The following is a 20012-nucleotide window of genomic DNA, read 5'->3' on the forward strand; positions in this document are numbered from 1 at the left end:
TAAGTTTCAGACTATTCAATATAATGTTTTTTATAGCGCTTTGTTAATTTAAGAGATCTAATTTGGTCGTAAATTAAAGTAAATACTGCTGATGCATTTACTTTCGCACCTTTGCCTTGGCCTATACGACGAATTTGCCTTTTTACTAATGCCATGGTGGCAAGGCCTGCTATGGTTTTATCTTTAATCTGAACGTTTGGCGCTGCAGGAATAAACTCGGGTTGTTTTTGCCAAATATTGACTAAATCAGGTTTATACGCAAGTGCTGTTGCAATACCGGCCAAAGCTACGCCAGAATCAATAACATTATTAGCCACTGATAGGCGACTAATACCACCCGTGGTCATAATAGGAATACTTGATTGTTCACTAATTGCTTTGGCAAATTCTAAAAAGTACGCTTCACGAGCGAGTGTACGTTCATCGGCCGTTTTACCTTGCATGGCGGGTGCTTCGTAACTACCGCCCGAAAGCTCAACAAAATCTATATTTAAGTCACTTAATAGGGTAATTACTGCTTGGGCGTCGCTAGGTTCAAATCCACCGCGCTGAAAATCAGCCGAATTTAGCTTAACCGATACCGAAAAGTTATTTGCGCAACTAGCCTTAATCTTTTGCGTTATTTGTGTGAGTAAACGCGCTCGATTTTCAAGGCTACCACCGTATTTATCATCACGCTTATTGGTTAAAGGCGATAAAAACTGTGCTAATAAGTAACCATGAGCCGCATGTATTTGCACGCCATCGAACCCTGCCTTTTGTGCTTGTAATGCCGTATTTGTGAATCGCTCAATCACATCATCAATTTCATTGTGTGTCATTGCTTTTGGCTGGCCAAATAAATGAGAGTGTTTTCCCATGCTTAATGCCACGTTGGAGGCTGAAAGAACCTTTCCCCCCATTTTTTTAAACACTTGACGACCTGGGTGATTAATTTGCATCACAATTTTACTGTCGTTTTGCTGCCCTAAACGCGCAAGCTCCGCAAAAGGCGTTATATCGGTATTATGCTCAAGCGCAAGGCCACCGGGGCCAGTCATAGCTAAGTGATCAACCATTACATTACCGGTAATAATTAAACCAACCCCGCCCTTAGCCCATGCGTTATAACAATTTTTAAGTACTTGAGAGGGTGTGAGATCGGCATCTGCTAGGTTTTCTTCCATGGCCGCTTTTACTAGCCTATTTTTTAATACTAAACCGCTAGGTAAAGTAACCGATGTAAATACGCTCTGTTGTTGATTTTTTGGCATGTTAGTAACCGTTTAAATTGACATTAATGCCACTATAACTTTAAAGTCAGCTTTAAGGTCAAGGCAGTATTTATAACTAATTTAGGACCACTATGAAAATAAGTGAGCTTGCAAAACTTGTTGGCGTTGCCCCCAGTACAATTCGTTATTACGAAGGCAAAGGTTTATTACCAAAAGGCAGCCGCAACAGTAATGGTTATAGACAATACGACCATTCAAGCATTGAGCAAATAAAAATGATTAAGTTTGCACAGAGTTTAGGGTTTTCGTTAGAGGAGATACCCACATTAAAAACGCCAGAAAACGATCTGGATCACACTGTTGTTATTGAGCGTTTGCAGCAAAAGCAAAACGAAGCGAATGCGCTGATTGCTCAGCTGCAAAAAAAGTCGCAGCGTATTGGTGATTTAGTCACGCAATTAAATGCTAGCTGGTCAAATGGACAATGTTTAACACAACAACAAATGAGTGACTTATTGGATGAGGTTCAGTTTTAACGGTTAGGTGCTTTGATGTGTGTTAAGAATACCCAAGCAAAAAACAGCATAAACACAAAATCGTTGATACCGTAAATACTGTAAAAAATTCCAGCGAATACATCTTTATCGTAAACGTCATCAAGGTTATTGTTTGCTAACCATAATGACCAAGCAACAACATAAACCAGTTTTTCAATTACAAAAGCGCCAGCTAACCACTTTATATTTGAGGTAATAAAAGCACTAGCCAAATATGCTAAGCCCCATATAACAATCATTAACAAACCAAAATTAGACATAACAACAGGATCTAGTTCGTTTATTATGGAATTTGTAAATAACCGCGAGAACAGTAAAACACCACCTATATTCATGGCCGCAGCCATAATAAAACCAAATTTAATTAGTTTATTTTTTGTCATTTTTTTCTTCCTATCAGGCTTATTAATTAAAGCGGAAAACTTAATCACATATTTTGTTAGTGAACTTCAAGCTGCATTGCTGTTTTTAAAATACCATGTGCGGGCAACCATTGTTTATATTCAGAAAAGCCATGTTTTTTATATAAATTTATTGCTGGCGTATTTGTTACAGCCGTTTCTACTATAGCTTTATTATACGTATGCAAAGTAAGCGCATGAGCAATTAACTTACCTGCGATTCCTTTTTTAAAGTAGCGAGGGTGCACTGTTAAGCTTTCGATACTTAAGCACTTATTTTTTACTGTAATTTCTATAACCCCCGCAAGCGTACTCTCACAATAAAAACCATAAAATAGCGCGTTTCTGCGCACAATGGCATGCTGCGTTCTACTAAGAGGAGGAAAATGTTCAGCCTTTATTAAAAGCGCCTCTATTTTATAAGCACATTGAAAAACGTTATAAATTTGCTCTGCAACAGAAGGAACTGCATTTTTTAGTTGAGTGATCATTTTAATTTCACTTATTTATTTTTAGATACTGCAGCGATTGGAAAAAATGAATTATTAATTGGTATATTCAATTAGCTCTTCAACGTATAAATACCCTTTTTGACGCTGAGTTAACTTAATGAATGTTTTTAGTGTTGGTGCATACAAGTGTATGTCTTGTGTGTCCGCTGAATAGCCTCTCGAATTAGTAATTTTACCCGTGTACTCAATGGTGTAGGCTTTATATGTGCCCGCCTGTACTTTTTCATCTTTAAAAGAGACAACTTTAGCGTTTTGAATTGTTGAGCCTTTGGTGCCATCTTCGCTTTCCCAGTGCTCTTCAAACACCCATGCTTTGCCTACATATAACGGCCAATAATAACGAGAGGTTTTACTGTTATTTGGTTTTGTTAATACCTTTAGTAATGTAGATCCCTTAGCCGTTAACATACTAAGTGCGCCATTTTCGCTGACTATTTGTTTAGTATCGGTACCTTGTGCACGTATTTCATTGCTAGGTGTTACCCCTTTATATTTCCATACCCACTTTTCTCCTTCACTATAATCAGCTTCTGTTGGCTGATACGCTTTTTCATTTGAAGCTTGGGCAAAAAAGCTTAATAGGCTTAAGGCAAAAATAATAATTTTAGCGTTCATTCACGTTGTTCCTTTTATTGATTTTTGTATGTGTGTTCAAACCAAATAATTAGGTGCATTGACCTGAAAAAAGTGTGAGTAATAGCGCTTACACTTTATAAGCGCTTTTATAAAGCTAAAAGGACTAATCTAACTCTAACTGTGCTCGCTCTACGCTCTCGTTGGGTAACTCTTTTTGAACAGATACACCAAGCTCTTTAAATTCGGCGGCTTGTTTAATTAAGTTTCCCTTACCTCGGTAAAGCTGAGAAAAGGCCTTGTCGTAACTTTCTTTTGCTCGGTCTAATTGTTTACCAACACCTTCCATGCTGAGTAAAAAGCCATTTAATTTGTTGTAGAAGCGCTCTGCACGATTTGCCAGCTCCTTTGAATATTTAGTTTGCTCTTCAAAACGCCACAGCTGTTTAACAATATTTAAACTGGTTAACAGCGTAGTGGGAGTAGCGACCAGAATGTTTTTTTCTATCGCTTGTTGATAAATATCACTTTGATATTTAAGCGCCTCTACAAAGGCTGACTCTATAGGTACAAACATAATGACAACCTCTGGTGAATTTAATCCCGGGAGGCGGTCATATGATTTACTGGCTAGTTCGTTTATTCGAGCCGTAACTGCATTTACATGCTCTTTAATAGCTTGATTAGCATCAAGTTCATTTTCAGCATTTACATAACGGGTGTAGGCATTAAGGGATGTTTTTGCATCTATAACTAAATGACGCTCTTGTGGTAAGTACACTACAACATCTGGGCGCAAACGACCGTCCTCGGTATTAAACGACACTTCGCGTTTGTAATCGGTACCCGCGCGTAAGCCTGCGCTATCAAGCACGTTTTCAAGCATGAGTTCGCCCCAGTTACCTTGGGTTTTCTTTTGCCCTTGTAAGGCGTTGCTTAGCTTGTCAGCTTGCTCTGTAATGGATTGACTTTTGGCTTGTAAATGTAAAAGCTCAGTTTTTAATTGTGCACGCTGTTTTAAGTCCTCAACATGAATTGATTCCATTTTATCTCTAAAGCCTTTTAACTCACCTTGAACGGGTTTTAGCAGTTGTTCAATACTTTCTTGGTTAGTCACTTTAAAGCTTTGGGTTTTTTCATCGAGGATTTTATTGGCTAAATTTTCAAACTCTTTTTTAAGTACGTTTTTACTTTCTTCTATTTGAGCTAACTGCTCAGTAAAGCTTTGCTGCTTTTGCTCAAGCATAGTTCGCATGGAGTTAAGCTCTACATCGCGTTGATTATATTGTGCACGCAACTGCGTTATTTCGGTTTCGGCTTTTTGCCAAAACTGATTGTATTGCATGCTTTGTTTTTCTTGTTCACTGCAGCGCGTTTTAAAATGCTGCGCCTCGTCGCGTTGTTCTTGGTGGCTATGCTCAAGCAACTCATGTTCATCTTGTAAGGCGCTAAGTTGCTCAGCTTTGTTATCGAACTGACTTTGTAATAAAGAGAGTTGCTGTTGTTGCTCGTTAATTGTTTTTTTTAATTTTCTGCGAGGCAAAACATCAATAACACTATAAAGCACAACACCTGCCGTAAACCCTGCAGCTGTGCTTACCCAATCAATTTGGGTGAGTATTTGAGTAATCATAAAATAAACTTATAAAATTTATGGACATGCCATCATAACGAATAAGTTTGAGTAGAAGTAGGGGGTAACAAATAACAGCCATAAAAAAAGCCAGTTCAAATGAACTGGCTCAACCATTACTAAATAAGTAACACAACAGGGGAATCAACATAAAACTTGAATTAACTGCAATTAATCAACAAGCACAATAGTAGACGCCCTGTTTTGAATTAAGTTCATTAAAAGATCAAATTATTTTAAAAAACTGATCTTTGGCAAATAAAGCATTAAACGGTAAAAATTAAACATAAAAAAAGCCAGTTCAAAATTAACTGGCTTGATCATTACTAAATAAGTAACTAAATGGGGGGGAATCAACATGAAAACTTGTGTTAACTGCAATTAATCAACAAGCATAATAGTAGACGCCCTGCGTTCAAATAAGTTCAAAAAAAGAGCAAATTAATTTTTAAATAACTTTAGCCCCGACTAATAACCAACTAAACACTAAAAACAGGCATAAAAAAGCCAGTTCAAAATGAACTGGCTTAATCATTACTAAAAATTAGTAACTAAATAGGGAATCAACATGAAAACTTGTGTTAACTGCAATTAATCAACAAGCATAATAGTAGACGCCCTGCATTCGAATAAGTTCAAAAAAGATCGCACTAATTTTAAAATAAATTAATTTTTTATAAGTGACAGCATTTGTTGCTCATCGAACTGTGTAAAACTCATTGATTTGTCTGTAAATAATGCATCAACAAGTGCTTGTTTATCTTCTTGCATTTTAAATACTTTTTGTTCAATTGAATGACTCATAATCAACTTATAAACAAAAACTGGGTTTGTTTGCCCAATGCGATAGGCACGATCGGTGGCTTGTTTTTCTACTGCGGGGTTCCACCATGGATCGAAATGAATAACCGTATCGGCTTGCGTTAAATTAAGCCCAGTGCCGCCTGCTTTTAAGCTAATTAAAAAAACAGACGTTTTGCCACTGGTAAACTCATCTATAACTTTATCGCGATGGCGAGTTTGGCCTGTTAATAAACTAAAATTAATGTCCAATTCAGTTAATTGCTTTGCAATTAAATCTAACGCTGATGTAAATTGGCTAAATATAATTACTTTACGCCCCAAACTTAGCATTAAAGGAAGGTGAGTAGATAACCATTCTAATTTTGCAGACCCGGCTTGTGTATCAGGTTCAATGAGCTTTGGATGACAACAAATTTGTCTTAGCTTCAGTAAAGCCTCTAAAAAGGCAAGTTTACTTTTTTGAACGCCTTGCTCAGCAAATAAATCAATAAGTTTTTCTTCAAGGGCACGTGTTATCCCTTGATACATTTCTTTTTGTTTGGGCTCAAACTCAAACTCTTTAGTTATTTCTGTTTTTTGCGGCAGTTCTTGCGCCACTTGTGCTTTTGTTCGGCGCAGTATAAACGGCATTATGAGTGCTTTTAATTGCTCTGCACGCTGCATGTCGGCCTCACGCTCAATAGGCGTTTGAAAATGTTGTTTAAAATGAGCCTGAGAGCCTAAAAGAGAGGGCATAGCAAAGTCGAGTAAAGACTTGAGTTCAAGCAAGTTGTTTTCGATTGGGGTACCGCTTAAGCACAATTTAAAATCAGCATTAAGACGTTTTACCAATCGAGATACTTGCGCCGTGTCATTTTTAATATATTGCGCTTCGTCTAGCACTATGTTTTCAAAAAAAAGCGGTGAATAATAAGCTATATCACGTTTTAACAAAGGGTAAGTAGTCAGTATGCACTGTGCTTGCGCTAGGTGTTGCAGTGGCTCGTTACGATTAGACCCAAATATGGTGGTTACCTTTAATCCTTTGGTAAATTTAAGTATTTCGTTTTGCCAGTTACTCACTAAACTGGTTGGACACACGATTAGTGTAGGACCTGCCTGCGGACGATTATACGTACTCGTTAAAAACGCAATAACCTGCAGTGTTTTACCTAACCCCATATCGTCAGCTAAAATGCCACCAAGTTTGTGGCGTTTTAAAAAACTCAGCCAATCAACACCTTGCTGTTGATACTCTCTAAGTTCGACAGACTCATTTAAACCATGCAACGATACGCTCGGCATTGTTTTATGTGTATTGTTAAGCTCCTCAAGATAGAGCTCGAGTGAGTCGTCGTGCAGCTCAACATTAATTGCAGTGTGTTTTACAAGTTCTGGCAAGTACGAAAGGGGTATATTAAATTCGTCACGTGTTTTTACAAACTCAAAACGTTGCTTAAAATCAGACAAAACGTTCATGGCTGACTTATTAATAACACCAAATTGGCGGCCAACAGGGTAGTAATGAAATAACTGACTTTGTCGATTTAACGATTGATAAAGTGAATCTTCGTTGCTAAAAAGTTGTGAAAGCTTGCTGCTGTTAATAAGCACTTTACAGTGCATTTGATGCCCTGCAGCTCTATTAGCAATCAGTGTAACTTCACTTTGCGGATTGGCGATATCCATCTTACCAACAGTTACTTTCCAACCATGCTCTTTAAAGCTAGGAAATACCTCGTAAGTTAACCAGTGCAAATGAATTGCTGATTGCTTATTAAAAGTAAACTCGCTTTGTAAACCCCCTTTACAAAATTCAAAACCTAAATTAACAAGCTCATTGGTTACTGTATTTTCAAACGCGCTGTTAATTAAATTATTTGGCGCTGTACCAGCGGGGTGATGTTTATTTTTATACTTAAATGATAAAGATAGCCTTAAACCAGCCTCTTCCATAGACACTTTAATTACTGCATTACTTGCTGTATGCGGTAAAACAGATTGCGTATTGGTAGGATGGGGAATAACACCCGCACCAAAGTTATCTGCAAGCTGTTTATAAATACGGTCGAAATTAGGGCTGTGTATTGCAGGCATGGTTTGTAAGTGGGCTATTTCATCGCCACTTAACGGTGTGCGTATACGGCCAACTTTTAAGTGGTCAAGGTCAAGGTATGTAGGAGGTGTAGTTTTGAGTACCGCCCAATTTTTACTTTGTTCTAAATTAACGACTAATTTTGTAAGCTCTTTTTCTTGTCGCCAATTAAAACTAAGCGCCTGGCCACTTTGAGGCTTTATTGCAGTTCGAGAACGATGCAAAAATAAGCGCTCGGTTGCAATCAACTGCTGTAACGCGCTAAACCCCCATTGACCTTTTAACTCAAGACTACCAACTGCATTTTGTGAACGGATCCAACTATAAAGTCTAAAGTCGCTTTCAAGTAAATCATTTGGCGTTATAAAGCTATTTAATTGCTGGTCGGTTAGATTGCGCCCTAAGGTATAATTTTGGTCTTTGTCGAAATTAGCTATTTTAGGAGATATAAATACTTTTTTATTTTCAACACTTAATACAAAAAGTAGTACTTGAGACGGTGTTGTTGATTCGGTACTTTTAAGTGTACTTAATTCGCTGAACCAATCATTTATAAAATAGTCTTCGCCATACTCACCGGAGTGCTCAATTTTGAGCTTTAACAAAATGGCTGCTAGGTGTAGGCATTTAGATTTGATATTACAGGTACAGTGGGTATCAACAGAATAACCTGTTGGTAATTTACTGATCTCGATTCGCTGATTATAAGAGGCGCCGGTATCACTTTGAACGGTTGAGTCTATCACCGAAAAGTCACTGTTATGTTCTAACCAGGCGATTTTACCATTTTTATAATACGCTTTACCCTTTGCCAACACATTTGGCTTAAACAGTTTATTTATAAAACGCTCAGAAAGAGGAAACTGGGTAGCCTGCTCATTTTTAATTTCTTCAAAAATAGCCAGTAAATCATTTTTTGATAAGTTAGCAGACATGTCACTCAAAGGATTAATTTTTTAAAATAATTTTCCCAGTATATGCCTTATAAGCGCTGAGCTAAAGCACTATTCACAGTAATGTAAACTGGTTGGAGTTGATAGGTTAGTAAAAATTCGGTTTAAGGTGTTAAACAGCAGCGTAATAAAAAACGAACAGTAACCCACAAATAACAAACAAAATATAAACACCTTACACACAGCGCAGGGGCTTTACAGATCATAATTTTACTAAGAGATAAGATAACTACAGAAGAAGGACCAGGAAATGGGTAGTAGTTAGTAAAAAAATGATCTCATTAAGGCTATTTAAGTAAAACAGCTATAACAACACAAACATGGATCAAATTTTTACTAACTAGACAGACTACTAGATCATAGTTTAACTAACTGATAGGAACTAGCAGATCGTTATTTTACTAACTAATTAAATGCACTTAATAACTTGGTCAACTGCTCTAAACGTTTGTCTGTCATCACTTTATTATTAATTTTAATCGACACATCGCCACTTTTTAAGTTTCGTTGCAACATTACATACTCGTTTTCCAACACAGCTTCTTTCTTTGAAGGTGCTTGAGGTTCTGCAGTCAATAACTTAGTGATAGCCATAGCACGCTTGTCGTCACTTGTGATGGCGTTTACCTCAGCGTTACTAGCAACATTAGCTACTAACTGGTTAAAGCTCTCAGCATCACGCTCCTTGGCAATAACAAGCTTTTTAGCGACTTCTCTACCAACGTGATTTGCTGTTGGGTACAAAGCAATAACAGAAGACGGTATTTGCTCATACGCTTTTATTGCGTCTGCAATTGCTGTGTGGGATACACCTTCAATGGCTGCAATTTCGCGATACGATCCTTTTTTACCTTGTTCAAGAAGTTCGTTTTTGGTTTGTTGATAAGCTTGACCTAATTCCCACAAGCTGGGTGCTATATATTGGTCAGACGAAACAGCTAAGATTTTAGCATCTTGCTCTGTGAAATCGCTTGAACTTAAAACAAGATAATCTGCATTACCTAAAATACACGCCATTCTGCGGCGAGAACCAGCGAGTACTAAACTTGTATCTCCTTGCTCCCAAAGCAGAGCAGGATGCTGATTTCGTCCGTCTTCACGAATAGCAGGAAGAATATCCGACACCGATTTTTCATTTAAAAGCGACTGAACACGACGGTTTTTGCCATAAACATGAGTCGTTTTTTCAATATCAGCATGTGAGATTACTTTACAAACAAGGGTAATTTGTCGCGAAGAATCACTCGGTGCTGGCATTTTAATTACATCGCCAGCATTAGCTTGTTCTAAAAGCGCATCAAGGCTGCTATTTCCTACAGCTGTTGCAAATGGGTCTAAGCGGGTGTCGTTTTTACGTTTTTTAGCCATTATTATTTAACATCCTTACTTAGGTGTATTTAATTTTGATTGAGTAGATTGCCAATTGGATCGGATCAGCATTTCAAGTTCGTCAACAACATCTTTAATATTTTCTTGTGCTCGCATAAGAGACTCGCGACTTGCTAAACTGTCTGATGCTTTTTGATCAAAAATGGTATTAAACGATGATGAGCTCGCCGTGATCGCTGAGCTGTGGTTAATTGGGTAACTCATTACTTGGCGACCAAAAGCACTACGTACATCTTTAACAATGTCACGTTGTGAATGGTTACCTTTTACGTAATTAGTAACTAAAAACTGCATAAAGTCCCAACCTTCATGGCCAAGTGCGGCAACAGTATGATAAATCTCACCTAAACGTTTTAAATATTTATTATTAGCATCAAAATCAACAGCTTCTGGATGAACAGGAATTAACATAGCTGTAGATGCCATTAATGCATTATAAAACATAAAGTTAAGGGTAGGGGCAGTGTCGATTAGTAATATGTCGAACTCGTCTTTTACCGGATCAATTACCTTTTCGAGTAATTTGTGATAATGACGTGTTTCTTCATAATTTGATGTGTCTTTGAGTAAAGTGGCGGTTTCGTGTTCAAAGTAAAAGTCATCCATACCGGAAGGTAAAACACGAATATTAGGAATATGTGTTGGTAAAAATGAGCTTGAAACAAATTCTGGCCAGGTTTCACCGTCGTCTAAGTCGATACAATCGCGCATTAGATCCCCAACAGTAATGGGATCGTGTTCACTCGATGGGAAAAAACTAGATGAAGAACCTTGAGGGTCTAAATCTATAATCCCAATTCGGTATCGCTTAATATTAGTAGTGGCAAGTGCCGCTGCAATATTAACCATACTGGTTGTTTTGCCACAGCCCCCTTTGAGTGAATTAATAACAATAACTTGTAGTTTATCACTATCAGAACGGTGATCTGGTTTTATGTCCATAATATCTGCCATTGCAAATATATTAACCAATGTGTAAGCATAATGGCCGTTAGCGCCCCGTTTGATATTCAAATCGTCAAAGTCGCCATTATCATGACGACGTTTTAGTGTACGATTGTTACATCCTAATAAATCAGCGGCTGCTTTTTGGGTGTATGTTCTTAATTCTTTTTCTTCTGATTTAAGATGAGCGCGATAATGTTGAATACGTCCTTCTAATGACTTTTCAGCAACTTCGGCAGTTGCTTTTAAAAGTCGATAGGTATCAAGCGCATTATTGTTAATTGACATACTTTCCTTCCTCAAAGTTAAGCAATTAGTATAATGTCCATTCAAATACCTGTAAACAACTATTTATGACGACATGTGTTTTAAAAAGAAGACATCATAATATAAATTTACACCTTTAATATTGCTTAGTATAAATAAAGAAGTTTAAAGGTGGTTAAATATATAAGGTAATAAAGGTTAAGAGGTTAAAAGTGTAGTTTAACTATATGATAAATATAAATAAACTATAAAAAGTTAGATCAGCATTATACGTGGTTAAGATCAGATCTTTAATAACTAACAGATCAGCATTTTATTAACTGCTAAATAAATTTTATAGTTATACACAGCTTACCCTTAAGGTTATAAACAAATAGGTAGATTAAGATCATGCTTTTACTAAGTAAATTAGAATGTTATGCACCGTTCAATGTAGAAAAAGCAGTAATCAATTGGTATAGATCTGATCTGTAGTAAGTACAGATCAGATCTATGCTAACTAACTAAGTCCTTATCCACAGGCTAGTATGAAAAAGAGCAAATTTGTCGTGCTTTGCAGTCTAAATTTAGCATAGCAGTGGACAAATTTATAACTGAGTTAGTAAAAATGAGATTTGAAATGCACGTGTTAGTATAATAATGATCTTAAATTAAAGAAAAATGCTAGTACTTAGTATAAAACTGATCTGAGTAGATTAATTAGAGCCAGATCACTTTTATACTAACTTAAACATTTAACTTTTTTTGTTTTATGTGTTGTTATTAGCTGTCGCAATAATAAATGGAAATAAGAACAATGAGCCGAAAGGTCAACATCTCGGTAGATAACTTGCCTGATACACTAAGAGGCCAAATTCACGGGGTGGAAAGTGCAATTGATAATGAAAGTTTAGCACTATTTACAGATAACAAAGATGTTCGCATTTCTATTGAGAATGCAGCTCATGGTTTACGTGCCTATTCAAATACATTTAATCATTACGATTTATGGGGACGTTTTGTTCGTTCGGGTCATAAAAAACTTCCATTAGAAGAAGCGCCTAAAAAAACAATCATTACACGTAAAATATCAGAAAAAGTAGATGGTATTTTATACGATGGCGAAATAAAAATAACACCAGCCGTTGTTAGTACCCGCAAAGACGGTGAAGATATTGAATACCTAGTATGGCCATCAGATAGAGAAGAAAAAGTAGAACGAGCTCTTATCCGTTTAGCCTCAAAAGGTAAAATAGTAAAAATAAATTTTAAGTCCGGTATTCAATATGCCGTTGTTTTTTCGATGAACGAATTAGCACAAGAACTTAAAGCCGTTGGTCAGTCCATGCCATATCCTGCAATTAAAGAATCACTTGAAGCACTTCAAGGGTCAAAACTTTCATTTAAATACTCTGCAACAGATACTAAAAATTCAGATATTGATGATTCATTCTACGAGTCAAATATGAATTTTTTATCGTCTTTGCATTTTAGTGGGAAAAAAGGTCAGGGCGGTAATGTTAAATGTGTTGCTTGTTTAAATGCTTTCGTTCATAACATGATCGATAACTTAGAATATAAAGGTTATTATTTTAACAGTGCACAAGAACTAAAGCGTGGTTTATCACGTTGGATGATGCTGCGCTTGTATCACTTATGGCGCTACGCGGCACCGGGTAAAACATATCATTTTAGATTACTTTCTATTATGGAAAAATATGGTTCGATATACTCAACCGACAACATAACAGAAAACAAATTAAAAGCATTACGTCGTGATATGACAACTACCATGAAAGACCTTATAGAAAAGGGTGCCATTTCAGAATACAGCATTACCAATGTTAAAGACGATAAGACCGGTAATATTATAGATTACACCTATGAAATGCATCCGTCAGATCAGTTTTGTGATGAAATACTTACATTGAATAAGCATAACAAACGTATTGAAATTCAAGGCGGTAAACGCATAGTTGAAAATGCCGTTTTAATAGATGAAGATAAAATAGAAGAAATAGTCGAAAAATAGTTTTTTATTTATCTTTGTTATACAAATACTAAAAGGCCACTAAATGTGGCCTTTTTAACATAATTAATTTGTTACTTGTTCAAGGTAAAGCCTATCAACCAGAAAATCATAATCTCGTTTTCGAGGATGACTATCTGGCTTTTCGTAATCTGGTAAGGTTCCTATTTTAACATCGGGCTCTGGGTTTATTAATATAAATGGTAATGCAGCACTAACGTGGTAACGATTTTGTGCAGTGTATCTGATATTTACTTGAGGACTAACTCGAGTAGGGCGTCTTATTCTTAGTTTTTCCTTTTCACCTAAGCTAGCAATCCTCATTTGTTCTTGAGCGACCAGAGATTGCCACTTTTGCTGATCGATCATTCTTGGATTTGTATAACCTGCAGATTTACTCAACATTTCAAGAGCCATCTTTTTAGTGAGGGTTTTAGTTGCATGTTTGTGCATCCATGTAAATCTAACAGAAAAAGGTGATTCACTCTCACTGTGTATTTTTCTGTATGCAGCTAAAGTAATTAAATTTGGTACTGCATTATGAACAGCTTCAAAACGAGCGTCGTTGTTATCAATACTTAGAATACATTCCTTAAATGCTGCTTTAGCTTTATTAACCTGATTAATCCTATCATTGAGTGCCTGTTTATTAGCATTTTTTATAACTAACAAACCAGGGTGCCTTTTAAGTACTCGGCTACTTAACCCTGACTTTGTATACATATCAGTAAATGAATTTAGAATAGCTCGTAGGGCATTATCTCCCGTTAGTTTTGAAACGGGTATACTTTGCGGGACATTATTTTCTTCACTAGTAAGAACCTCAGGCAATTTATAGTATTCAGCTTTTGAGTATTCACATTGTTTGAGTTCATCAATTAACAATGAGGTAAGCTCACTCATTAAATCAAACTGACTTCTTATTTTTATTCTAGAGACCATCACACACCAAGAACACATCTTACTTTAAACAGAAATGATACTAACCTTTTGCTTTGATAGCTACTTCTTAATTAATCATCTGTCGCTCAGATTAACAATCATTATCAATTTGGTATGATGTGTTCTTTCGTATTTGACATATAAGTTATTATTTATATTAAATATTATTAATGTTATAGGTCGGCCGCTTAAACTAGGTTGTGCTCCTTTAGCATATATAAATATAAATACAATCCTTATGATTATAATTTTTAAAATCTAACTGTAAAGTTTAGGATACAATCGATGTAATTTAAGTATGATGTGTTCCTTCTTATTCTGTATATAATATCTGGTATTAAGCTTAGTGTTCTCGAACTCTTTGAAATTAACATTTATAGGTGTAATTAACTGATAGTAAATGGTTTTAATAATAGTTTGATTAAGCTAATTTATGAAATATATACATATGGAAAGTTGTTAATTGGTGTTTATAACTAGCCCATAACAAAATAATTAGTAAATAGTGAATTTAGTACTTGAACAGAGGTACGTGCATACGTTAATTTCAGTACATCAGGTAAAGTAGGAATGAGGAAAGAATATGCAATCGTGGAACCCAAATAGCTGGAGAGAGCTGCCAATACTGCAGCAGCCACAATACCCAGATCAAGACGTGTTAAAATCTGTTGAAGGCCAATTAAAAACTGCACCCCCGTTAGTTTTTGCAGAAGAAACTCGTAGTTTATTTAAGCAACTTGAAGATGTATGTGAAGGCCGTGCATTTTTACTTCAAGGTGGAGACTGTGCAGAATCGTTTAGTGATTTTAATGCAGCAAACATTCGCGACACATTTAAAACAATTTTACAAATGGCTGTAGTTTTAACCTACGGCGGTAAATGCCCAGTTGTAAAAATAGCCCGTATGGCTGGACAGTATGCAAAACCACGTTCTGCTGATTTAGAAACTATTAACGGTGTTTCACTTCCATCATACCGTGGCGACATAATTAACAACATAGACTTCACAGCTGAAGCCCGCATACCCGATCCGCAACGTTTAATGACGGCTTACCACCATAGTGCAGCTACATTAAACTTACTACGTGCATTTGCACAAGGTGGCCTTGCAGATTTACACCAGGTCAATCGCTGGAACATGGGGTTTGTAGCCGCCAATCCTCAAAAGCAAAAGTACCAACAGCTTGCTGATAAAATTCAAGATGCATTAGAGTTTATGGAAGTGTGTGGTATTAATTCGACCATTGCACCAAGCCTTAAAGAGACAGATCTCTACACATCTCACGAAGCATTGTTATTGGGCTATGAAGAAGCACTAACACGACGCGATCACTTATCAGGCGACTGGTATGACTGTTCAGCGCATTTTGTTTGGATCGGTGAGCGCACACGTCAATTAGACCACGCACACATTGAGTTTTTTAAAGGAATTAAAAACCCAATTGGCGTAAAAGTAGGTCCTGGTATGGACCCAGATGAATTAATCCGCCTAATTGATGCATTAAATCCTGACAATATTCCAGGACGATTAACCTTAATTACACGCATGGGGGCAGATGTACTGCCAGAGAAACTACCAGCACTCGTACGTAAAGTACAACAAGAAGGGCGTAAGGTAATTTGGAGTTCAGACCCAATGCATGGCAATACTGAAAAAGCCACCTCTGGATACAAAACGCGTAATTTCGACAATATAATGCGCGAAATCAGCCAGTTTTTCTCTGTTCACAAAGCAGAAGGTTCATATGCAGGTGGCGTTCATCTAGAAATGACAGGTCAGCATGTTACAGAGTGTACCGGCGGAGCATATGGTCTATCAGACGACGATTTAGCACAACGCTACAAAACACAGTGTGACCCACGTCTTAATGCAGACCAAGTATTAGAGTTAGGGTTTTTAGTTGCTGATTTATTAAAAGACGCACGTAAATAAAGTTTAGAACATATAAAAAAGCCGCTTAACAGCGGCTTTTTTGTGGCGTAAATATTTAACTAAGTTAGTACTTACGACGCTCTAAATCCGTATCCATTAATATTTTTGCAGAAATTTCTTCAACAGAATGATGGGTTGAATTGAAGTAGGCAATTTTATGACGCTTGTAAAGCATTTCAACCTCACGTACTTCAATACGACACTGCCTTATAGATGCATATTTAGAGTTGGCCATTCGACGATGCCTAATTGCAGCAAGTCTCTCTGGGTCAATAGTTAGACCAAACAATTTATGTTTATAAGGTACTAAACATTTAGGCAAGCCTTCGCTTTCTAAATCTTCTTCGGTAATAGGGTAGTTTGCTGCTTTAATGCCATATTGCAACGCTAAATATAAGCTCGTTGGGGTTTTACCACTACGGCTAACACCTATTAAAATAATATCAGCCTCGGAAAAGTTTTTGATATTGCCGCCGTCGTCATTCATTAAAGCATAATTCACCGCGTCTATTCTAAAGTCATAACTTTTTTCATGTATAGAGTGTGTACGATGCATTTTTGGTACAGGTGCCACCTGTAATTCTTTTTCAATTTTTTCGCTATACGTGGTCAAAAAATCATATGGGATAGCATCCGCTGACTTTATGATTTCGCTCAAACTATGATTAACAAATGTAAAAAACACAAAGGGCTTTTCACCCGTTTTTGCAGCTGTTGCATTTATTAACGCTTTAATTTCGTGTGCTTTTTCTTCTGTTTCTACGAAAGGAATAGTTTTGTGATTAAAATCGATTGGAAACAAAGATAACGTTGCATGCCCAAACACTTCTGATGTAATTGCTGTTCCATCAGATATATAAAATGCAGTTCTCATAATTAACCTTTTTGTTACTTTTAATCCCTAAAATGGGTTACTCACGGTTTACGCGAGGACTGTTGCCAGTGTAGAATGAAGGTGGCCTTTATAAAAGGTTTTCTTTCTTAACTCTCACAGTTTCAACTACAATTTGTTTTTTGGAGAAAGACCCGTGCAAGAATACGTTCTCTGGTATCAAGAGCTTGGTATGCAAGATGTTCCTCGAGTTGGCGGCAAAAATGCCTCTCTTGGTGAAATGATCTCTAACCTAGCCAACGCTGGTGTACAAGTACCGGGTGGTTTCGCAACAACCGCCGATGCTTTTAATGAGTTTTTAGACCAATCAGGACTCAATGCCAAAATTCATGACATCTTAGATACTCTCGATGTTGATGATGTAAATACACTCGCCAAAGTAGGTGCCGATATCCGCCAGTGGATAATCGATACACCATTCCAACCAAATTTAGACCAAGCCATTCGCGATGCATACAGCCAACTTCATGGCGATACATCAGCTGATGTGTCATTTGCTGTACGTTCATCAGCAACCGCTGAAGATATGCCAGACGCATCTTTTGCAGGCCAACAAGAAACATTTTTAAATGTTGTTGGTATCGATTCGGTTATGGTTGCTATAAAGCATGTATTTGCATCTTTGTTTAACGACCGCGCAATTTCTTATCGTGTTCACCAAGGTTATGATCACCGTGGTGTTGCATTATCAGCAGGCATACAGCGTATGGTACGCTCTGATAAATCAGCATCTGGCGTTATGTTCAGTATCGACACTGAATCTGGCTTTGAAGATGTTGTATTTGTAACCTCAAGCTACGGTTTAGGTGAAATGGTTGTACAGGGTGCTGTTAACCCAGACGAATTTTATGTACATAAACCAACATTACTAAAAGATAAGCCATCAGTAGTGCGTCGTAATATTGGCTCTAAAGCCATTCAAATGATTTATTCAAACGACAAAGCACATGGTAAACAAGTAGAAATAGTTGACGTAAACCCTGAACTTTCTAACAAATTTTCGATTACAGATGAAGAAGTACAAGACCTTGCCAAGCAAGCTGTAATCATTGAAAAACATTACGGTCGTCCTATGGACATCGAATGGGCAAAAGACGGCAACGACGGCAAACTATATATAGTACAAGCTCGTCCAGAAACTGTGCGTTCAAACGAAGATACAAATGTAATGGAGCGTTTTCAGTTAAACGGTTCAAGTAACGTTATTGTAGAAGGTCGTGCAATTGGTCATAAAATTGGTAGCGGTGTTGTACGTGTTCTTGACTCGATTGATGAAATGGATCAAGTGCAAGTTGGTGATATTTTAGTCACCGACATGACCGACCCAGACTGGGAACCTATCATGAAGCGTGCAGCAGCGATTGTTACAAATCGTGGTGGCCGCACATGTCACGCAGCAATCATAGCTCGTGAACTGGGTATCCCTGCAGTTGTAGGATGTGGCAATGCAACCGACTTAATCAAAGCTGGTCAAGAAGTCACTGTCTCATGTGCCGAAGGCGATACTGGTTTCATTTACGAAGGTATTTTAGACTTTGAAGTGCTTACTTCACGTGTTGACGAAATGCCAAACCTACCAATGAAAGTAATGATGAACGTTGGTAACCCGGACCGCGCATTCGACTTTGCACGTTTGCCGCACTCAGGTGTTGGCCTTGCACGTGTTGAATTCATCATAAACCGTATGATTGGCGTGCATCCAAAAGCTTTATTAAATTTCGACGCACAAACAGATGCCCTTAAAGAAGAAATAACCGACATGATTGCTGGTTACGATTCACCAGTAGAGTTTTATATTTCAAAACTTGTTGAAGGTATTTCTACGCTAGGTTGTGCGTTTGCTCCCGAGCGAGTAATTGTTCGTATGTCTGATTTTAAATCAAACGAGTACGCTAACTTAGTGGGTGGCCAACAATACGAACCTGAAGAAGAAAACCCAATGATTGGTTTTCGTGGTGCAGCACGTTATATATCTGAAGACTTCCGCGACTGTTTTGCACTAGAGTGTGAAGCAATCAAGCGTGTACGCAATACTATGGACATGACTAACATTGAGATCATGATTCCATTCGTACGTACACTTGAAGAAGGTAAACGCGTAATTGAATTACTAGAAGAGCATGGCCTAAAACGTGGCGAAAATGGTCTTAAAGTAATTATGATGTGTGAGCTGCCGTCAAATGCATTACTTGCCGAAGAGTTCTTAGAGCACTTTGACGGTTTTTCAATTGGATCTAACGATTTAACACAGTTAACACTAGGTTTAGACCGAGATTCTGGTTTAATTGCTCATTTGTTTGACGAGCGTGACCCAGCAATTAAAAAGCTTCTTTCTATGGCAATTCAAACAGCCAAAGCAAAAGGAAAATATGTAGGTATTTGTGGACAAGGTCCTTCAGATCACGAAGACTTTGCTGCATGGTTAGTTGACCAAGGTATAGACTCAGTATCATTAAACCCAGATACAGTAATCGAAACTTGGTTATACTTAGCTAAAAAATTAGCTTAGTAACCTGTTATAGCTATGTAAAAGCCAGCATATATTGCTGGCTTTTTTGTTGGTCAATTTATTTTAACTGCGTGCTAATTTTTTATCTAAATACTGACACGATTTAGTCAGTGCTTTTTGGCAAAGGGTCAAATAATAACGCGCTTTTGGGTAATAAAACGAATAACACAATAAACCAGCCATAAAAAATATAAGTGATGGACCAGGTACAACCGCAAATATTAATCCTAATAAAATAAATAACGCACCCATGATCTGTAATACAATTTTTTTCATATAAATGACCTCTCATGTAGTTAACTTGATTATAATTACAGCAGCGCTTAAATCGACTAAAAGAGTGTTACAAACTGTAAATTCTTCAATTTCTATTAGCAATCAGCATGATATAATTAACCAAATGTCT

General features: G+C 37.1%; 15 protein-coding genes. 4 read left to right on the top strand and 11 right to left on the bottom strand.

Going from position 1 to position 20012, the window contains the following annotated elements; all coding sequences use genetic code 11:
* Window positions 1–11 precede the first annotated feature (11 nt).
* The gene (locus tag R0J88_RS04325; RefSeq protein WP_410899202.1) at window positions 12–1253 is read right to left on the bottom strand and encodes an NADH:flavin oxidoreductase/NADH oxidase family protein; all 1242 of its coding nucleotides are present in this window, start codon (window positions 1251–1253) and stop codon (window positions 12–14) included.
* A 92-nt stretch (window positions 1254–1345) separates the two neighbouring features.
* Between R0J88_RS04325 and R0J88_RS04330 the strand changes: the two genes are divergently transcribed.
* A complete protein-coding gene (locus R0J88_RS04330; protein WP_243534284.1) occupies window positions 1346–1750 on the top strand; it encodes a MerR family transcriptional regulator in 405 nt (134 codons plus the stop codon).
* On the opposite strand, the gene R0J88_RS04335 is transcribed toward R0J88_RS04330, so the two are convergent.
* The 7 genes from R0J88_RS04335 to R0J88_RS04365 all read right to left on the bottom strand — a co-directional run bounded on the left by R0J88_RS04335 (window position 1747) and on the right by R0J88_RS04365 (window position 11343).
* Window positions 1747–2154 carry a hypothetical protein gene (locus R0J88_RS04335; RefSeq protein ID WP_341219741.1) on the bottom strand — a complete coding sequence of 136 codons (408 nt, stop codon included), beginning with the start codon at window positions 2152–2154 and terminating at the stop codon, window positions 1747–1749. The genes R0J88_RS04330 and R0J88_RS04335 overlap by 4 nt on opposite strands.
* Before the next feature lie 56 nt (window positions 2155–2210).
* On the bottom strand, window positions 2211–2663 hold the full coding sequence (locus R0J88_RS04340) for a GNAT family N-acetyltransferase (protein ID WP_410899203.1): 453 nt from the start codon (window positions 2661–2663) through the stop codon (window positions 2211–2213).
* A gap of 54 nt (window positions 2664–2717) precedes the next feature.
* Window positions 2718–3299 (bottom strand): hypothetical protein, encoded by a 582-nt coding sequence (locus R0J88_RS04345; protein WP_410899204.1) that lies wholly within the window; start codon window positions 3297–3299, stop codon window positions 2718–2720.
* Between the two features lie 124 nt (window positions 3300–3423).
* A complete protein-coding gene (gene rmuC / locus R0J88_RS04350; RefSeq protein ID WP_410899205.1) occupies window positions 3424–4890 on the bottom strand; it encodes a DNA recombination protein RmuC in 1467 nt (488 codons plus the stop codon).
* Window positions 4891–5556: 666 nt separating this feature from the next.
* Window positions 5557–8703 carry a DEAD/DEAH box helicase gene (locus R0J88_RS04355; RefSeq protein ID WP_410899207.1) on the bottom strand — a complete coding sequence of 1049 codons (3147 nt, stop codon included), beginning with the start codon at window positions 8701–8703 and terminating at the stop codon, window positions 5557–5559.
* Window positions 8704–9126: 423 nt separating this feature from the next.
* Window positions 9127–10089: a transcriptional regulator gene (locus R0J88_RS04360; RefSeq protein ID WP_410899208.1), complete on the bottom strand. Its 963-nt coding sequence runs from the start codon at window positions 10087–10089 to the stop codon at window positions 9127–9129.
* Window positions 10090–10104: 15 nt separating this feature from the next.
* Window positions 10105–11343: an AAA family ATPase gene (locus R0J88_RS04365; protein WP_006793244.1), complete on the bottom strand. Its 1239-nt coding sequence runs from the start codon at window positions 11341–11343 to the stop codon at window positions 10105–10107.
* 775 nt (window positions 11344–12118) lie between these two features.
* Here R0J88_RS04365 and R0J88_RS04370 point away from each other — a divergent pair.
* A complete protein-coding gene (locus R0J88_RS04370; protein WP_006793243.1) occupies window positions 12119–13333 on the top strand; it encodes a hypothetical protein in 1215 nt (404 codons plus the stop codon).
* 63 nt (window positions 13334–13396) lie between these two features.
* On the opposite strand, the gene R0J88_RS04375 is transcribed toward R0J88_RS04370, so the two are convergent.
* Window positions 13397–14272, bottom strand: coding sequence for a DNA replication terminus site-binding protein (locus R0J88_RS04375; protein WP_410899209.1), 876 nt, complete (start codon window positions 14270–14272; stop codon window positions 13397–13399).
* Window positions 14273–14855: 583 nt separating this feature from the next.
* Between R0J88_RS04375 and R0J88_RS04380 the strand changes: the two genes are divergently transcribed.
* Entirely contained in the window at window positions 14856–16205 is a 1350-nt protein-coding gene (locus R0J88_RS04380; RefSeq protein WP_276755860.1) for a class II 3-deoxy-7-phosphoheptulonate synthase, read from the top strand.
* 64 nt (window positions 16206–16269) lie between these two features.
* Here the strand turns inward: R0J88_RS04380 and R0J88_RS04385 are convergent, their stop codons facing one another.
* Entirely contained in the window at window positions 16270–17079 is an 810-nt protein-coding gene (locus R0J88_RS04385; RefSeq protein WP_006793240.1) for a pyruvate, water dikinase regulatory protein, read from the bottom strand.
* A 154-nt stretch (window positions 17080–17233) separates the two neighbouring features.
* On the opposite strand from R0J88_RS04385, the gene ppsA reads away from it, so the two are divergent.
* On the top strand, window positions 17234–19606 hold the full coding sequence (gene ppsA / locus R0J88_RS04390) for a phosphoenolpyruvate synthase (RefSeq protein WP_410899210.1): 2373 nt from the start codon (window positions 17234–17236) through the stop codon (window positions 19604–19606).
* Window positions 19607–19669: 63 nt separating this feature from the next.
* Here the strand turns inward: ppsA and R0J88_RS04395 are convergent, their stop codons facing one another.
* On the bottom strand, window positions 19670–19882 hold the full coding sequence (locus tag R0J88_RS04395) for a PGPGW domain-containing protein (protein ID WP_008131796.1): 213 nt from the start codon (window positions 19880–19882) through the stop codon (window positions 19670–19672).
* Window positions 19883–20012 lie beyond the last annotated feature (130 nt).

It is taken from the genome of Pseudoalteromonas sp. SIMBA_162 (genome assembly GCF_046535955.1).
Lineage (GTDB): Bacteria > Pseudomonadota > Gammaproteobacteria > Enterobacterales > Alteromonadaceae > Pseudoalteromonas > Pseudoalteromonas marina.

Excerpts from the sequence above, each read along its gene's own strand:
- R0J88_RS04365 (WP_006793244.1), bottom strand. The coding sequence starts at position 11,343 with ATGTCAATTAACAATAATGCGCTTGATACCTATCGACTTTTAAAAGCA.
- R0J88_RS04325 (WP_410899202.1), bottom strand. The coding sequence starts at position 1,253 with ATGCCAAAAAATCAACAACAGAGCGTATTTACATCGGTTACTTTACCT.
- R0J88_RS04375 (WP_410899209.1), bottom strand. The coding sequence starts at position 14,272 with ATGGTCTCTAGAATAAAAATAAGAAGTCAGTTTGATTTAATGAGTGAG.
- R0J88_RS04335 (WP_341219741.1), bottom strand. The coding sequence starts at position 2,154 with ATGACAAAAAATAAACTAATTAAATTTGGTTTTATTATGGCTGCGGCC.
- R0J88_RS04370 (WP_006793243.1), top strand. The coding sequence starts at position 12,119 with ATGAGCCGAAAGGTCAACATCTCGGTAGATAACTTGCCTGATACACTA.
- R0J88_RS04330 (WP_243534284.1), top strand. The coding sequence starts at position 1,346 with ATGAAAATAAGTGAGCTTGCAAAACTTGTTGGCGTTGCCCCCAGTACA.
- R0J88_RS04340 (WP_410899203.1), bottom strand. The coding sequence starts at position 2,663 with ATGATCACTCAACTAAAAAATGCAGTTCCTTCTGTTGCAGAGCAAATT.
- rmuC (WP_410899205.1), bottom strand. The coding sequence starts at position 4,890 with ATGATTACTCAAATACTCACCCAAATTGATTGGGTAAGCACAGCTGCA.
- R0J88_RS04395 (WP_008131796.1), bottom strand. The coding sequence starts at position 19,882 with ATGAAAAAAATTGTATTACAGATCATGGGTGCGTTATTTATTTTATTA.
- R0J88_RS04380 (WP_276755860.1), top strand. The coding sequence starts at position 14,856 with ATGCAATCGTGGAACCCAAATAGCTGGAGAGAGCTGCCAATACTGCAG.
- R0J88_RS04345 (WP_410899204.1), bottom strand. The coding sequence starts at position 3,299 with ATGAACGCTAAAATTATTATTTTTGCCTTAAGCCTATTAAGCTTTTTT.
- R0J88_RS04360 (WP_410899208.1), bottom strand. The coding sequence starts at position 10,089 with ATGGCTAAAAAACGTAAAAACGACACCCGCTTAGACCCATTTGCAACA.
- R0J88_RS04385 (WP_006793240.1), bottom strand. The coding sequence starts at position 17,079 with ATGAGAACTGCATTTTATATATCTGATGGAACAGCAATTACATCAGAA.
- R0J88_RS04355 (WP_410899207.1), bottom strand. The coding sequence starts at position 8,703 with ATGTCTGCTAACTTATCAAAAAATGATTTACTGGCTATTTTTGAAGAA.